Here is a 14,650-nt window from a genome sequence, read left to right on the forward strand (position 1 = left end):
CGCCCGCAGCGGGCCTGCACCTTCATCCGCACGACTTCTACAGGCTCCTTCGCCATGCCCAGTGCCTACATCCTCGCCAACGTCAAGGTCACCAATCCCGAGCAGTACGAGCACTACCGCCGCCTCTCGTCGCTGGCCATGAAGCAGCACGGCGCCGAGGTGCTGGTGCGCGGCGGCAAGACCACCGTGCTCGAAGGCGACTGGACGCCCGAGCGCGTCGTGCTGTTGAAGTTCCCGTCGCCCGAGGCCGCACAGGCCTTCTACGACTCGCCCGAGTACGGCGCCGCGCGCGAGGCCCGCGAGGGCATCGCCGTCATGCGCATGGTTTTGATCGAAGGCGTCTGACGCCCGCATTGTTGTGACGCGGTAACGCCCGATTGGCACACTGCGCCCGCTTTGAATTTTTCACTTCCTGGAGACACACGAATGAGCGCCATTGATGACATCGTCGGCAGAGAGATCCTAGACAGCCGCGGCAACCCCACCGTCGAATGCGACGTGCTGCTGGAGTCGGGCGTCATGGGCCGTGCAGCGGTGCCGTCGGGCGCGTCCACCGGCTCGCGCGAGGCCATCGAGCTGCGTGACGGCGACAAGGGCCGCTACCTCGGCAAGGGCGTGCTCAAGGCCGTCGAGCACATCAACACCGAGATCTCGGAGGCCGTGCTGGGCCTGGATGCCGCCGAGCAGGCCTTCCTGGACAAGACACTGATCGACCTCGACGGCACCGAGAACAAGAGCCGCCTGGGCGCCAACGCCATGCTGGCCGTGTCGATGGCCGTGGCGCGCGCCGCCGCCGAAGAGTCCGGCCTGCCGCTGTACCGCTACTTCGGCGGCATGGGCGCCGTGCAACTGCCCGTGCCGATGATGAATGTCATCAACGGCGGCGCGCATGCCAACAACTCGCTGGACCTGCAGGAACTGATGATCGTTCCGGTCGGCGCGCCGAGCTTCCGCGAAGCGCTGCGCTGGGGGGCCGAGGTCTTCCACGCGCTGAAGAAGATCCTGCACGACAAGGGCATCTCCACCGCCGTCGGCGACGAAGGCGGTTTCGCGCCCAGCGTCGAGAGCCATGAAGCCGCCATCCAGCTGATCCTGCAGGCCGTCGACAAGGCCGGCTACCAGGCCGGTTCGCAGATCGCCATCGCGCTGGACTGCGCCGCCAGCGAGTTCTACAAGGACGGCAAGTACGTGCTCGAAGGCGAAGGCGGCATCCAGCTGACCGCGCAGGAGTGGACCGACATGCTGGCCACCTGGGTCGACAAATACCCCATCATCTCCATCGAGGACGGCATGGCCGAAGGCGACTGGGACGGCTGGAAGATCCTGACCGAGCGCTTGGGGCAAAACGTGCAGATCGTCGGCGACGACCTGTTCGTCACCAACACAAAGATCCTGCAGGAAGGCATCGACAAGGGCATCGCCAATTCGATCCTGATCAAGATCAACCAGATCGGCACGCTGACCGAGACCTTCGCCGCCATCGAGATGGCCAAGCGCGCCGGCTACACGGCCGTCATCTCGCACCGCTCGGGCGAGACCGAGGACAGCACCATCTCCGACATCGCCGTCGGCCTGAACGCCGGCCAGATCAAGACCGGCTCGCTGTCGCGCTCGGACCGCATGGCCAAGTACAACCAGCTGCTGCGTATCGAAGAGGATCTGGGCGACGTCGCTGTCTACCCTGGCCGCGCCGCCTTCTACAACCTCAAGTAATTGAAGGTTCTGGCCGCGGTCCTGGCGCTCTTCCTGATCGCCATCCAAGCCCAGCTCTGGGTGGGCCGGGGCAGCATTCCCTATGTGGCCCACCTCCGGGAGGAGGTGGCCCAGGCGCGCATCGAGAACGACGAGGCGCGTGCCCGCAATGCCCAGCTGCAGGCCGAACTGCGCGACCTGCGCGAAGGCCTCGAGATGGTCGAGGAGAAGGCTCGCTTCGAGCTGGGGATGATCAAGGCCGACGAAGTCTTCGTGCCGCTGGCGGCATCGGTCCGGCCGGCCGCGTCGGCCGTCAGTCGCTAGCTGTCCGCCGCCGCCGATGCTTGCCACCGTCTGGGCGGCCCTGCTGGCGCCGGCCTTCACCGCTTTTGGCAGCCCCGCGTCCTGGCTGGAGCTGATCGCCTTCGTGCTGGCCGTCTGGATGGTGGTCTGCAATATGCGCGTCCATCTGCTGGCCTGGCCGCTGGCCTTCACCAGTTCGCTGATGTATTTCGCGCTGTTCTGGGACGGCAAGCTCTATGGCGAGGCCGCGCTGCAGATCGTCTTCGCCGCGCTGGCCGTGTGGGGTTGGTGGCAATGGCGTTTTGGCCGCATGGCAACGGGCGAGGTGCTCAAGGTGCGCCGCCTCGGGCTGCGGGGACTCGCCGCGCCCGCGCTGTTGACGCTGGCTGCCTGGCCGCTGCTCGGCCTCTTCCTGGACCGTGCCACCGACAGCCCCCTGCCCTACTGGGACGCCTTCCCCACCGTGGCCAGCCTGCTTGGCCAATGGCTGCTGGCCCGCAAGTACGAGGAGAACTGGCCGACCTGGATCGTCGTCAATATCGCCAGCGTCGTGCTGTTCGGCCTCAAGGGCTATTGGCTGACGGTCATCCTCTATGCCGGATTCATCCCGATGAGCGTGATCGGGTGGCGCGCGTGGAGACGGGCGTGAGCCGTCGTGTTGCCCTGCTGGGTGCTGAATGCACCGGCAAGTCGACGCTGGCCGAAGCGCTGGCGCTGCGCTTCAACGCCGGCCTCGTCACGGAGTACCTGCGCGAATGGTGCGAGGTCCACGGCCGCACGCCGCAGCGGCATGAGCAGGCCCATATCGCCGCCGAGCAGGCCGCGCGCATCGACGCCGCCGCGCGCGCGCATGAGCTGGTGTTCTGCGACACGACGCCGCTCATCACGGCGCTGTGCAGCCAGCACTACTTTCAAGACGACGCCCTGCTCGCCGGCGCCATCGCCTTCCAGCGCGATTGCGACCTGACGTTGCTGTGCGCGCCTGACCTGCCCTGGCAGGCCGACGGCATCCAGCGCGACGGCCCGGCGGTGCGCGCCGCCTTCGACGACCGGCTACGCGCCGCGCTGGCGCAGGCCGGGCTGGCCTGGGTGGACATCAGCGGCGACGGCCCCACGCGCCTCGCGCAGGCCAGCGCCGCTGTCGATCGCTACTGCAGCGTCGTCGAGCCGCCACCCAGCTCCGTGCGCTGATCGAACAGCGCACCCACGTCCACCGCATCGAAGCGGTAGTGCCGGCCGCAGAAGTCGCAACCGATCTCGACATCGCCGCGCTCGGCCAGCACGCTGTCGACCTCGTCGCGCCCCAGGCCGCGCAGCATCTGCGACACGCGCTCGCGCGAGCAGGTGCAGGCAAAGCGTGGCTGCTGGGGCTCAAAACGCGTCACCGTCTCCTCCCAGAACAGGCGGCGCAGCACCGTGTCCGCATCCAGCGTCAGCAGCTCCTCGGTGGTCAGCGTGCCGGCCAGGATGGAGATGCGGTTGAAGGCGTCCGACAACCCGATGTCGTCTTCATTGCGGCGGCCTTCGAGGTTGCCCTCGCCCTCGACCGGCAGACGCTGGATCAGCAGACCAGCCGCGATCTCGCCATCGGCCGCCAGCACCAGCTTGGTATCGAGTTGCTCTGACTGCAGCATGTAGTGCTCCAGCACCTCGCTGACCTTTTGCAGCGGCTCGCGCTGGTCGCCGTACAGCGGCACGACGCCCTGGTAGGGCTGCTGGCCGGGGAACTTGTCCTTGGGGTCCAGCGTGATTGCGCAGCGGCCCTGGCCGTTCAGGTTGACCATGGCCTCCAGCGTCGCACCGGGCTCGACGCTGCCGACGCACTTGGCCGTGGCGCGAAAGCTCAGATCGGGCTGCACTTCGGCCACGGCCAGCTTGACCGGGCCGTCGCCGAAGACCTGCAGCACCAGTGCGCCGTTGAACTTGATGTTGGCCTGCATCAGCACCGCGGCCGCGCTCATCTGGCCCAGCAGGTCGCGCAGTTCGGGCGGATATTCGGCGCCGGGCTCACGGCGCGACAGCAGTTCCTGCCAGCCCGTGGTCAGGCGCACGAGCATGCCGCGCACGGGCAGGCCGTCGAACAGGAACTTGTGCAATTCACTCATCGGATTCTTTTCAGGCCGGCCGCGTATCGGCGGCCGTTGTTGACGTAATGGGCGGCGCTGGTCTTGAGCCCGGCAATCTGCGCCTCGCTCAGCTCGCGCACGACCTTGGCCGGCGCGCCAACGATCAGCGAGCCGTCGGGGAATTCCTTGCCCTCGGTCACCAGCGCGCCAGCGCCGACGATGCAGTTGCGGCCGATACGTGCGCCATTCAAGACCACGGCCCCGATGCCGATGAGGCTTTCGTCGCCCACCGTGCAGCCATGCAGCATGACCTGGTGGCCGACCGTCACGTTCTCACCAATGACGAGCGGAAAGCCGTGGTCGGCGTGCAGTACCGAGCCGTCCTGGACATTGCTGCCCGCACCGATGGTCAATGTGTCGCTATCGCCGCGCAGCACGGCGTTGAACCAGATGCTGACGCCCTCACCCAGGGTGACGCGGCCGATGACTTCGGCGCTATCGGCCACCCAGGCCGTATCGGCCACATCGGGCAGGTGTTCGTCGAGCTGGTAGATCGCCATCACGGCCCTCCGTCAAAACGCGAATTTTAGAATCCCGACCATGTCTGAACTCCGCCTGGCCACGCTCGGCCCCCTGCTGATTGCCGAAGCGCCCGCCAAGGCAAGTGCGACGCTCGCTCTCGACGCCACGCTGCCCGTCGATGCCACCGTCGTCATTGCCGAGCCTGCCGGTATCCCCGGTCGGCCCGCGCGCCCGCAGCTGGTCGGGCATGTCACGCTCAAACCTCCGTCACTGCGCACAGCCGCCGGCATCGCCGCCCTGGTGCATGCCATCGCCCATATCGAGCTGAACGCGATCGACCTGGCCCTGGACATCTGCTGGCGCTTTACCGGCATGCCCGAGGCCTTCTACCGCGACTGGCTGCGCATTGCCCAGGAGGAGGCCAGGCACTTCACGCTGCTGCGCGAGCATCTCCTGAGCCTGGGCTTCGACTATGGCGACTTCGACGCCCACAACGCACTGTGGGAGATGGCCGAGCGCACCCGGCACGACCTGCTCGCCCGCATTGCGCTGGTGCCGCGCACGTTGGAAGCGCGCGGGCTGGACGCCTCCCCCGCCGTGCGCGCCAAGCTCGTCGGCGCGGGCGACAAGCGTGCAGGCGCGATCCTCGACATCATCCTGCACGACGAAATCGGCCATGTGCTGGCCGGCAACCGCTGGTACCGCTTCCTGTGCGAGCAGCGCGGGCTGGACCCGATCACGACCTACGCCGAACTGGCCGTCCGCTACCAAGCGCCCAAGCTGCGCGCGCCTTTCAACCTCGAAGCCCGCCGCGCCGCCGGTTTTGAAGAGGCGGAGCTGGCCGCTCTGGCGGATGCAGGCAAGCCCTGAGTCCAAAATCTGACCAACCCGTCAGAATCCAAGGCAACCGAATCCTGCAAGGAGCCCCGCATGACCGCCGACGTTGCCAAGCTAGATGCCTACTGGATGCCGTTCACGGCCAACCGCCAGTTCAAGCAGGCGCCGCGCCTGCTCACCCGGGCCGACGGCATGTTCTTCCGCGACGACAAGGGCCGCGAGGTGCTGGACGGCATTGCCGGCCTCTGGTGCGTCAACGCCGGCCACAACCGGCCGCGCATCGTCAAGGCGATCCAGGAGCAGGCTGCGGAGCTGGACTTCGCCCCGCCCTTCCAGATGGCCCATCCCAAGGCCTTTGAGCTGGCCGAGCGGCTGGCGGCCATCGCACCCACGGGCATGAACCGCGTGTTCTTCACCAACTCGGGCTCCGAGTCGGTGGACACGGCGTTGAAGATGGCCATCGCCTACCACCGCGTGCGCGGCGAAGGTGCCCGCACCCGACTCATCGGCCGCGAGCGCGGCTATCACGGCGTCAACTTCGGCGGCATCTCGGTCGGCGGCATGGTGGCCAACCGCAAGATGTTCGGCAGCCTGCTGGCCGGCGTCGACCACATCCGCCACACCCACGACCCGGCACGCAATGCCTTCTCGGTGGGCATCCCGCAACACGGCGCCGAGCTGGCCGACGACCTGGAGCGCCTGGTAGCCCTGCATGACGCTTCAACAATCGCCGCCGTCATCGTCGAGCCCGTGGCCGGCTCCACCGGCGTGCTGGTCCCGCCAGCCGGCTATCTGCAGCGCCTGCGCGAGATCTGCGACAAGCACGGCATCCTGCTGATCTTCGACGAGGTCATCACCGGCTTCGGCCGCACCGGCAACCCCTTCGCTGCGCAGACCTTCGGCGTCACGCCCGACCTGATGACGGTCGCCAAGGGCATCACCAACGGCTGCGTGCCCATGGGCGCGGTGTTCGCGCAGCAGAAGATCCACGACGCCTTCATGACCGGGCCCGAGCACCTGATCGAGTTCTTCCACGGCTACACCTACTCGGCCCACCCGCTGGCCTGCGCCGCCGGCATCGCCACGCTGGACACCTATGCCGACGACGACCTGCTGATGCGCGCCGCGCGCATGCAGGACGAATTCGCCAAGGCGCTGCACTCGCTGCGCGACGAACCCAATGTCATCGATGTGCGCAACATCGGCCTGGTTGGCGGCGTCGAACTCAAGTCGCTGCCCGGCGAGCCCGCCAAGCGCGCCTTCAACGTCTTCCTGGACTGCTGGGACAAGGGCTTGCTGATCCGCACGACGGGCGACACCATCGCGCTGTCGCCGCCGCTGATCATCGAGAGCAGCCACATCGAACGCATCATCGACACGCTGCGTGGCGCGCTGCGCCGGGCCGCCTGAAAGCTTGCACTAGACTGCGCCGCCGCGCTGCGGCACCCCGGCCGCGCCCAAGGATTTTGATGAAGTTGTTCGCCCGCTGCGCCCTTGCCGCCAGCCTGACGCTGGCAGCCCTGCCGGCCGTTTCACAGACGCTGACCTATCTGGGCCAGCAGATCGTGCCCACCAGCGCGAGCTTCCAGGGCTCGCCCGTGGGCGGCCTGTCCAGCCTCGACTACGTGCCGGCCACCGGCCGCTACCTGGCCATCTGCGATGACCGCAGCGACCGCGGGCCGGCGCGCTTCTACGAGCTGGCGCTGGACTTGGCCAAGTTCCGCCGCAGTGCCAGCCCCGGCTCGGCCGGTGTCGCCTGGGTAGGCATGACGACTTTGCTGGACCTGGACGGCCAGCCCTTCGGTCGCAACCAGGTCGACCCAGAGAGCCTGCGCCTGGACACCAAACGCAACCTCATCTACTGGAGCAACGAGGGCCAACGCATCTCCAGCGCCATGCAGAACCCGACGGTGCGCCGCATGCACCCCGACGGCAAGCCAGCCGGCGAGTTCGCTGTGCCGGGCTACTACAACCCATCGGGCAGCGCCGGCGGCCTGGCGGCGGGCGACACCGGCCCCTATAGCAACCTCGCCTTCGAAAGCATCGCGCTCACGCCCGACGGCAAGACGCTGTGGACCATGAGCGAAAACGGCCTGGCCCAGGACAGCCTGCCCGCAGCTTTGGGCCGCGGCAGCCGGGCACGCATGCTCTCCTTCGACCTCGAAAGCGGCAAGGCCGGTGCCGAGTACCTCTACGACGTCGGGCCCGTGCCCTTCCCGCCCGCGCGCCCGGGTGACTTCGCCACCAACGGCGTGCCCGACATGCTGGCCCTGTCGGCCCACGAGTTCATCGTCATCGAACGCGCCTTCGCCGTGGGCGCGCTGACACCGGGCACCGCCGCGCACACCAAGCTGCCGACCAGCAACACCATCAAGCTCTACCTCGTCGACACCCGCGGCGCCACCGACGTGTCCGGCTGGCCCAGCATCAAGGGCCGCGACGTGGTGCCGGTCAAGCGCACCATGCTGCTGGACCTGTCGTCCCTGAAGAACGACGACGGCAGCGTGCTGGCCCTGGACAACATCGAGGGCCTCACCTTCGGCCCCATGCATGAGGGCAAGCGCACGCTGATCCTGGTGTCTGACAACAACTTCAACCCGGCGCAGTTCACGCAGTTCGTGGCTCTAACGATCGAAGGACCACTGCCCTGAGTTCAGCCGTGCCGTGGCGCGCCTACGCGCTGCTTGCGGCCAGCACCAGCCTTGTCGGCAGCTACGTCGGCCTGTCCAAGCTGCTGGTCGCGGCCTTTCCCGTCTTCTTGCTCGCCGGCCTGCGCTTCGGCTTTGCGGCCGTGCTGATGCTGCCTTGGCTGCGCAAGCCCGCCCACGAGGCGCCGCTGGACGCGCGCTCAAGGAGGCTGCTGTTTCTCGAGTCCTTCCTTGGCAACTTCCTGTTCTCGATCTGCATGCTGTTCGGGCTGCGACAGAGTTCCGCCGTCGTCGCCGGTGTCATCCTGGCCGGCATTCCAGCGGCGGTCGCGCTGCTGAGCTGGGCCTTCCTGCGCGAGCGCCTGAGCGGCCGCGTGCTGGCTGGCATTGCCTGCGCCGTCGGCGGCATCGCCCTGGTCGCCGGCGGCAAGCAGGGCCCAGGATACGAAGCTGGCGAGACGACGACGCTGGGCGCGCTGCTGCTGATCGCGGCCGTCTTCTGCGAGGCTTGCTATGTCGTCATCGGCAAGAAGCTCACCGCCGGCCTGGGGCCGAAGCGCATCAGCGCGCTGATCAACCTGTGGGGTCTCGCACTGGTCGCGCCGCTGGCCGTCTGGCAGGGCCTGAGCTTCGACTTCGGCGCGCCGCGCCTGCTCGACTGGGCGCTGCTGGGCTACTACGCCGCCACGGCCAGTGTCATCACGGTCTGGCTGTGGATGGCCGGGCTCAAGGGCCTGCCCGCGGCCAAGGCGGGGGTCTTCATGGTCTTCCTGCCCATCAGCACGGCCCTGGTCGGCTTGCTGCTGGGCGAGACGCTGTCGGTCCAGCAGGCCCTGGCCTATGGCCTGGCCTTATTGGGCGTGCTGCTGGCGACATGGCCGGCGCGCCCATTGGCTCGGTAGGATGCCGGCATGTCCCTGGATGCCGACCTCGCCCGCTGGCGCGAGCACCTCAGCCGTTTCGCCGCCCTGCTGGGCGACCCGCCCGACCGCAGCGCGACGCCGGCACCCGAACGGGCGCCCGGCCACTGCCTGATCTTCGCCCCCCACCCCGACGATGAATGCATCGTCGGCGCGCTGCCGCTGCGGCTGCAGCAGGAGGCGGGCTGGCGCGTCAGCAATGTCGCCGTGACGCTGGGCAGCAACGCCGAGCGCCGCGAGTCGCGTTGGGCCGAGTTGCAGGATGCCTGCGCCGTGCTGGGCTTCGACTGCATCCGCGTCGGTGCCGAGGGCCTGTCGGATGTGCGCGCCGACACGGCCGAGCGCCAGCCACGCTTGTGGCAGGTGCATGTCGACACCATCGCCGCCCTGCTGGCCAAGCATCGCCCGGCCCTCGTGCTGGCGCCGCATGCGCTGGACGACAACCCCAGCCATCGCGGCGTCTGCCGGCTCGTCACCGAGGCGCTGGCGGTCACGCAGCTGGATACCGTTGTTGGCCACACGGAGTTCTGGTCGACGCAGGCCGCGCCGAACGCGCTGGTGCAAACGAGCATCGCCGACACCGCCCGCCTCATCGCCGCGCTGGAGCGCCATGCCGGCGAGATCGAGCGCAACCCCTACCACCTGCGCCTGCCGGCCTTCCTGGCCGACGCCGTGCGCCGCGGTGGCGAGCTGGTGTTGGGGGCCGGCGAGGCGGTGCCCGACTTCGCCTTCGCTACGCTGTATCGCCTCGTCGCCTACCGCGCCGGCCAACCCGCGGCCGAACTGCCGCGCCGCGTCTTCGCCGCCGACCGCGCCCTCTCTTCCGCCTCGCTCAAGCCCTGATCCCATGTCCAGCCCACCGACCCATATCCGCGTGCACCAGTTCGCCGGCCTGCAGACCGGCCCGCGCTTCCTCGTGACCAGCGCCGTGCATGGCAACGAGATCCACGGCACGACGGCGATGGCCGAGATCATTCGCCAGCTTGACGCCGGCGAGCTGACGCTGCTGCGCGGCACGCTGACCCTGGTCCCTATCGTCAACCCGCTGGCCCACCAGCTGAACCGCCGCGAGGGCGACCGCAACCTCAACCGCAACCTGCGCCCGCCCGTCATCGCACATGACTTCGAGGACCGCATCGCCAGGCAGCTGTGCCCGCTGATCGCGCAGCACGACGGCATCCTCGACCTGCACAGCTTCCAGGGCCAGGGCCCGGCCTTCGCCATGATCGGCCCGCGCAACAACACGGGCGACCTGGAGCCGTTCTCGCAGGAGGCGACCGAATCTGCGCTCGCGGCCCGCCTGGGCGTCGGCCGCATCGTCGAAGGCTGGCTGTCCACCTACGCCTTGGGCCTGCAGCGCCGCCAGCAGCGCGAGCACGACGGCTCGCGCCGCGCGGCGTTGATCTCCGACCCGCACTACGGCGTCGGCACCACCGAGTACATGCGCTCCACTGGCGGCTGGGCCATCACGCTGGAATGCGGCCAGCACCTGGACCCCAACGGCCCCGAGGTCGCGCGCCTGGCCATCCTGCGCACCCTGGTCTTCCTCGGCATGCTGGACGAGGCTGTCGTCGAGCCGCACCGGCCCGCGCAGCCGCCCGAGCTGCTGCAGCTCTACGACGTCATCGACCGTGAGGACATGGGCGACCGCTTCGAGCGCGAATGGGCCAGCTTCGACGCCATCGAGCAGGGTCAGAAGATCGGCACCCGCGCCAGCGGCGCCGCCGTGCTGGCGCCGAGCCAGGGGCGCATCGTCTTCCCCAACGTCAAGTCGCAGCCGGGGACGGAGTGGTTCTACCTGGCCAGGCCGAGCGACCGGAAGCTCGGTTGAGTGCTGCCCCGCGGTGCCGTCGACTTCGCAACGCGGAATCGACGAGGCCACCTCGCAGTTCGATGGCCTACAACAGCACCTGCTGGTCGCTGGAAGGCGGAGCCGAGTTGGTCGTCACGCGTTTAAGCGCGTCCTCCAGATAAGCGCCGCGCATCCTGAACCGTGCGGATGCCAGAGAAGTGCTGTCTGTGTTCACTCTGTGCTTCTGTGGTTGCCTTTGAATTTCACCTCAGCGATCCCACTTCTTCACGCCATCGTCCCGCGCGCCTGCATGGCCTCGCGCCAGCGGCGCAGATGCGCATGCTCGTCACCCGGCCTGACCTTGACGACTCGCGCGAAGTCGATGGCCACGACGGCCGTGATGTCGACGACGCTGAACTGCCCTGCGGCGATGAAGTCGCGGCCGGCGAGGTGCTCGTCCAGCGCCGCGAAGAACAGCTGCACGCGCGCCAGGCCGCGCTGCGCCAGCTCCGGGATCTGGGCAAAGGCCACCGGTCCGGTCAGCGCGCGGTTGGCCATCGCCGGGCTGCTGTTGCGGAATGCCTCCGCGATCGCCGCCAGCCCCTCGAACTCGACGCGCCACTGCCAGCTTGCGATCTCGGCCTTGTCCAGCGGCGTGCGGCCCAGCAGCGGCGGCTCCGGGAAGCGCGCCTCGATGTAGGCCGTAATCGCGGCGTTGTCGGTCAGCACCGGGCCTTCGCCCGTCACCAGCGCCGGCACGGTGCATTGCGGGTTGATGCGCCGATACGCCTCGCCGAGCTGTTCGCCGCTGCGCAGGTCGACCTGCACCGTCTCATGCGGCACGCGCTTCTCGGCCAGCAGGATGCGCGCGCGGCGCGGGCTGGGGGCGGTGGCGCAGTCGTAGAGAGTGATCATGGCGCTACCACCTTGTCCTGCGTCTTCAAGTCGAAATCGCTGGCCTCATGCCGCTCGTGCAGCTGGCTGCTCGGCTCGCCCCAGGTGCGGTTGACCTTGCGGCCGCGCTGCACGGCCGGGCGCTGCGCGATCTCGTCGGCCCAGCGGATGACGTGGGTGTACTCATGCACCGACAGGAATTCGCCCGCGCCATAGAGCTGGCCCTTGGCCAACGCGCCATACCAGGGCCAGGCGGCCATGTCGGCAATGCTGTAAGCCTCGCCGGCCAGGTAGGGGCGCTCGGCCAGATGGCGGTTCAGCACGTCGAGCTGGCGCTTGACCTCCATCGCATAGCGGTCGATGGGGTATTCCTGCTTGGTCGGCGCATAGGCATAGAAGTGACCGAAGCCGCCGCCCAGGAAGGGCGCGCTGCCCATCTGCCAGAACAGCCAGCTCAGGGCCTCGGCGCGAGCGGAACCGCCAACGGGCAGGAAGGCGCCGCCGAACTTCTCGGACAGGTACATCAGGATGGCGCCCGACTCGAACACCCGCACCGGCTCCGTGTCAGGCCCGGCGCCGCGGTCCACCAGCGCCGGGATCTTGGAGTTGGGATTGGCCTCGACGAAGCCGCTGCCGAACTGCTCGCCCTCATTGATGCGGATCAGCCAGGCGTCGTACTCGGCGCCGACATGGCCCAGGGCCAGCAGCTCTTCCAGCATCACCGTCACCTTGATGCCGTTGGGCGTGCCCAGCGAGTACAGCTGCAGCGGATGGCGCCCGACCGGCAGCGCCTTGTCGTGCGTCGCGCCGGCCACCGGGCGGTTGATGCTGGCGAACTGGCCGCCGTTGGCCTTGTTCCAGGTCCAGATCTGGGGAGGGATGTAGTCGGTCATCGAAGCGGTGTCGGGTTTGAACCCGGCAACGCTAGCGCAAAACCCTGTTTACCGTTTCGCTTGACGTAATAGAGGGCTTCATCGGCGATGCGAACGAGAAGCTGCGGATCGTCACCGTGCAGCGGCAGGCAGGCCACGCCGATGCTGACGCCGACGCTGACCACCGCGCCATTGGACAGGACGATGGGCTGGGACAGGCCGTCGATGAGGTCGCGCATGACCTGGCCGAGCACGTTGTCCGCCGGACCGACGTCGCGCAGCGCCACGAGGAATTCGTCGCCGCCAAGCCGTGCAACCAGGTCCGAAGACCGCCGCACCGCCGAGCGCATGCGCTCGGCGCAGGCCACCAACACCTCGTCACCGCAAGCATGGCCGTGGCGGTCGTTGATTTGCTTGAAGCCGTCGAGGTCCACGCAGGCCACGCTCAGCGGGGCCCGGCGCGCCAGCGTTTCGGCGACATGACGCTCAAGCGTCGCCTGCCCTGCGGCGCGATTCTTCAGCTGGGTCAGCGCATCATGGTTGGCCTGATGCCGCACGGCGTTCTCGTCGCTCTTGCGATCGGTGATGTCGTAGATGACTCCCTCGACCGTCTGGCCGTCCACGTCGATGTGCTGCACGGAGATCAGGCAATGCACCCAGCGCCGCTCGTCACCGAGTTGCACCAACTCCAGGTCGGCCGAGACGGTCTCTGCGCGCGCGGTGGCGGCATCGATCATCTGCCGCACCTGCTCGGGGCGGTGGAAGACGCGGGCAATGAAGTCGTCCTCGCTGAGGGTGCGCAGCTCGTCCATGGACAGGCCGACGACGCGCGACACCGTCGGGTTGCCGTTGATGAGGCGGCCGCTCTCGTTGAGCACGAAGATGCCGGCGCTGCTGGAGTCGAAGATCTGCCGATACTGGGCCTCCATGGCCTCCACCTCGGCACGCAGCGCGCGCTCAGTCTGCAGCTGGCGCTGATTGCTTTGCAGCAGCGCATTCGCTCCGGCGATCAACACGCCGATTTCGTCGCGCTCATGGCCGGCCGGTGTTTCAAGCCGCTCGGCCGAGCCGGGCGTCATGCCGCGCAGCGCACTGGCGAGGCGCACGATGGGCCGCGACACCATGCGCGCGGCCAGCAGGTAGAGGATGGCAGCCAGCAGCGCCGCCTGCCCGGCCATGGCCGCTGCCAGCGTGTAGGCCTCGCGGTCGGCGATGGCCCGGACTTGGGCGCCATCCAGGCGGATGCGCAACCGGCCCAGGTGTTGGCTGGCGTCGAAGGGCGACACGACCGGCCATGCCAGCAGCGTGCCGCCGCCTCCCTCGGCCACGCCGGGCCGCAGCACCTGGGCCAGCGCCCTGCCGTCGGTGCCCACAACCTCGGCGAGGGCGACCAACTCGTTGCGCGCCAGGCCGGCGACGATCTCCTGCAGCAGCACGGCGTCGTTGGCGAAGGCGCCGATGGCCACGGTCTTCTCGACCGCCGTCGCCAGCGCCTGGACGCTGTTGCGGCTGCTGGCCAGGGCGCGCGCCTGGGCAAACTGGTAGGCGATGGTGGCCGCAACGACGGCCAGCAGCACCGCGCTGAGGCACACCAGCAGCATGAACCGCAGTTGCAGGCTGTCTGCACCGCGCACACGAAGGGTGCCACCGGCCTGAATCGTCATTGCGCCGGTGCTTCCTTGATGACCAATACCGTGCGCAGGCCAGGATCGGCCGGCTCCTTGCTGAGCCAGCCCAGTGCGCTGGGATTGCGGCGCAGGATGCCGGCCATGGCAGTCTCGTCAGGGAGGGCGTGAGGCGGGGCGCTCTGGCCGGAGAACATCAGCCGCGACCAGTAGCTGTTGACCTGGGCCACGCTCATGCCGGTCAGCGATTGGTAGAACGCCGCGCGGCGCGGGTTGTCGCGCGGCAGATCGAAGATCAGCGCGAAGTCGCCATTGGCGAAGGCACGGCTGCGGCCCATGAAGAGGTCGACCGCTTCCTTCTGAGTCAGCGCGCGCTGCGGGTTGCTGGCGTGCACGACGATGTAAAAGTCGGCCCGCACCGGCAGCGCGAGCACCAGGCCGAGCAGCACGACCAGGAGTGCGGAAGGGGCTTTCATGAC

General features: G+C 68.4%; 17 protein-coding genes. 11 read left to right on the plus strand and 6 right to left on the minus strand.

Features of this window, described 5'->3' with window-relative positions; all coding sequences use genetic code 11:
- Positions 1–54 precede the first annotated feature (54 nt).
- The 5 genes from ACT6S0_RS02460 to ACT6S0_RS02480 all read left to right on the plus strand — a co-directional run bounded on the left by ACT6S0_RS02460 (position 55) and on the right by ACT6S0_RS02480 (position 3,186).
- Positions 55–345, plus strand: coding sequence for a DUF1330 domain-containing protein (locus ACT6S0_RS02460; protein WP_056271530.1), 291 nt, complete (start codon positions 55–57; stop codon positions 343–345).
- An 81-nt stretch (positions 346–426) separates the two neighbouring features.
- Positions 427–1,713 (plus strand): phosphopyruvate hydratase, encoded by a 1,287-nt coding sequence (gene eno, locus ACT6S0_RS02465; RefSeq protein WP_444762328.1) that lies wholly within the window; start codon positions 427–429, stop codon positions 1,711–1,713.
- Positions 1,714–2,016 (plus strand): septum formation initiator family protein, encoded by a 303-nt coding sequence (locus ACT6S0_RS02470; RefSeq protein ID WP_444762329.1) that lies wholly within the window; start codon positions 1,714–1,716, stop codon positions 2,014–2,016. It abuts the gene before it with no gap.
- Between the two features lie 16 nt (positions 2,017–2,032).
- Positions 2,033–2,644 carry a nicotinamide riboside transporter PnuC gene (gene pnuC / locus ACT6S0_RS02475; RefSeq protein WP_444762330.1) on the plus strand — a complete coding sequence of 204 codons (612 nt, stop codon included), beginning with the start codon at positions 2,033–2,035 and terminating at the stop codon, positions 2,642–2,644.
- The gene (locus tag ACT6S0_RS02480) at positions 2,641–3,186 is read left to right on the plus strand and encodes an AAA family ATPase (RefSeq protein ID WP_444762331.1); all 546 of its coding nucleotides are present in this window, start codon (positions 2,641–2,643) and stop codon (positions 3,184–3,186) included. The genes pnuC and ACT6S0_RS02480 overlap by 4 nt, the downstream gene beginning before the upstream one ends.
- Here ACT6S0_RS02480 and hslO read toward each other — a convergent pair.
- Both hslO and ACT6S0_RS02490 read right to left on the minus strand, forming a co-directional pair.
- Complete coding sequence (gene hslO, locus ACT6S0_RS02485) at positions 3,144–4,100, minus strand: Hsp33 family molecular chaperone HslO (protein WP_444762332.1); 957 nt, start codon at positions 4,098–4,100, stop codon at positions 3,144–3,146. The genes ACT6S0_RS02480 and hslO overlap by 43 nt on opposite strands.
- On the minus strand, positions 4,097–4,621 hold the full coding sequence (locus ACT6S0_RS02490) for a gamma carbonic anhydrase family protein (protein ID WP_444762333.1): 525 nt from the start codon (positions 4,619–4,621) through the stop codon (positions 4,097–4,099). Before ACT6S0_RS02490 ends, hslO begins: the two co-directional genes overlap by 4 nt.
- Positions 4,622–4,661: 40 nt before the next feature.
- Between ACT6S0_RS02490 and ACT6S0_RS02495 the strand changes: the two genes are divergently transcribed.
- From ACT6S0_RS02495 to ACT6S0_RS02520, 6 genes are read left to right on the plus strand one after another with little or no spacing between them, the layout of a single operon-like run.
- On the plus strand, positions 4,662–5,453 hold the full coding sequence (locus ACT6S0_RS02495) for a ferritin-like domain-containing protein (protein ID WP_444762334.1): 792 nt from the start codon (positions 4,662–4,664) through the stop codon (positions 5,451–5,453).
- Positions 5,454–5,513: 60 nt separating this feature from the next.
- Positions 5,514–6,830, plus strand: a complete 1,317-nt coding sequence (locus ACT6S0_RS02500) for an aspartate aminotransferase family protein (protein ID WP_444762335.1) — start codon at positions 5,514–5,516, stop codon at positions 6,828–6,830.
- Positions 6,831–6,889: 59 nt separating this feature from the next.
- Positions 6,890–8,071 (plus strand): esterase-like activity of phytase family protein, encoded by a 1,182-nt coding sequence (locus tag ACT6S0_RS02505; protein WP_444762336.1) that lies wholly within the window; start codon positions 6,890–6,892, stop codon positions 8,069–8,071.
- 8 nt (positions 8,072–8,079) lie between these two features.
- Positions 8,080–8,970 carry a DMT family transporter gene (locus ACT6S0_RS02510; RefSeq protein WP_444762337.1) on the plus strand — a complete coding sequence of 297 codons (891 nt, stop codon included), beginning with the start codon at positions 8,080–8,082 and terminating at the stop codon, positions 8,968–8,970.
- Positions 8,971–8,979: 9 nt separating this feature from the next.
- Positions 8,980–9,831, plus strand: coding sequence for a PIG-L deacetylase family protein (locus tag ACT6S0_RS02515; protein WP_444762338.1), 852 nt, complete (start codon positions 8,980–8,982; stop codon positions 9,829–9,831).
- A 4-nt stretch (positions 9,832–9,835) separates the two neighbouring features.
- Entirely contained in the window at positions 9,836–10,819 is a 984-nt protein-coding gene (locus tag ACT6S0_RS02520) for a succinylglutamate desuccinylase/aspartoacylase family protein (RefSeq protein WP_444762339.1), read from the plus strand.
- A 246-nt stretch (positions 10,820–11,065) separates the two neighbouring features.
- Here ACT6S0_RS02520 and ACT6S0_RS02525 read toward each other — a convergent pair whose 3' ends face one another.
- Genes ACT6S0_RS02525 through ACT6S0_RS02540 form a run of 4 tightly spaced genes read right to left on the minus strand, consistent with a single transcriptional unit; the run spans position 11,066 to position 14,647 of the window.
- The gene (locus ACT6S0_RS02525) at positions 11,066–11,695 is read right to left on the minus strand and encodes a glutathione S-transferase family protein (protein WP_444762340.1); all 630 of its coding nucleotides are present in this window, start codon (positions 11,693–11,695) and stop codon (positions 11,066–11,068) included.
- On the minus strand, positions 11,692–12,567 hold the full coding sequence (gene yghU / locus ACT6S0_RS02530) for a glutathione-dependent disulfide-bond oxidoreductase (protein ID WP_444762341.1): 876 nt from the start codon (positions 12,565–12,567) through the stop codon (positions 11,692–11,694). The genes ACT6S0_RS02525 and yghU overlap by 4 nt, the downstream gene beginning before the upstream one ends.
- Complete coding sequence (locus ACT6S0_RS02535) at positions 12,564–14,210, minus strand: diguanylate cyclase domain-containing protein (RefSeq protein WP_444762342.1); 1,647 nt, start codon at positions 14,208–14,210, stop codon at positions 12,564–12,566. Before ACT6S0_RS02535 ends, yghU begins: the two co-directional genes overlap by 4 nt.
- Complete coding sequence (locus tag ACT6S0_RS02540; RefSeq protein ID WP_444762343.1) at positions 14,207–14,647, minus strand: hypothetical protein; 441 nt, start codon at positions 14,645–14,647, stop codon at positions 14,207–14,209. The genes ACT6S0_RS02535 and ACT6S0_RS02540 overlap by 4 nt, the downstream gene beginning before the upstream one ends.
- Positions 14,648–14,650: the final 3 nt, after the last annotated feature.

Origin of the sequence: Roseateles sp. (assembly GCF_052436255.1) — a bacterium.
Taxonomy (GTDB): domain Bacteria; phylum Pseudomonadota; class Gammaproteobacteria; order Burkholderiales; family Burkholderiaceae_C; genus Pelomonas.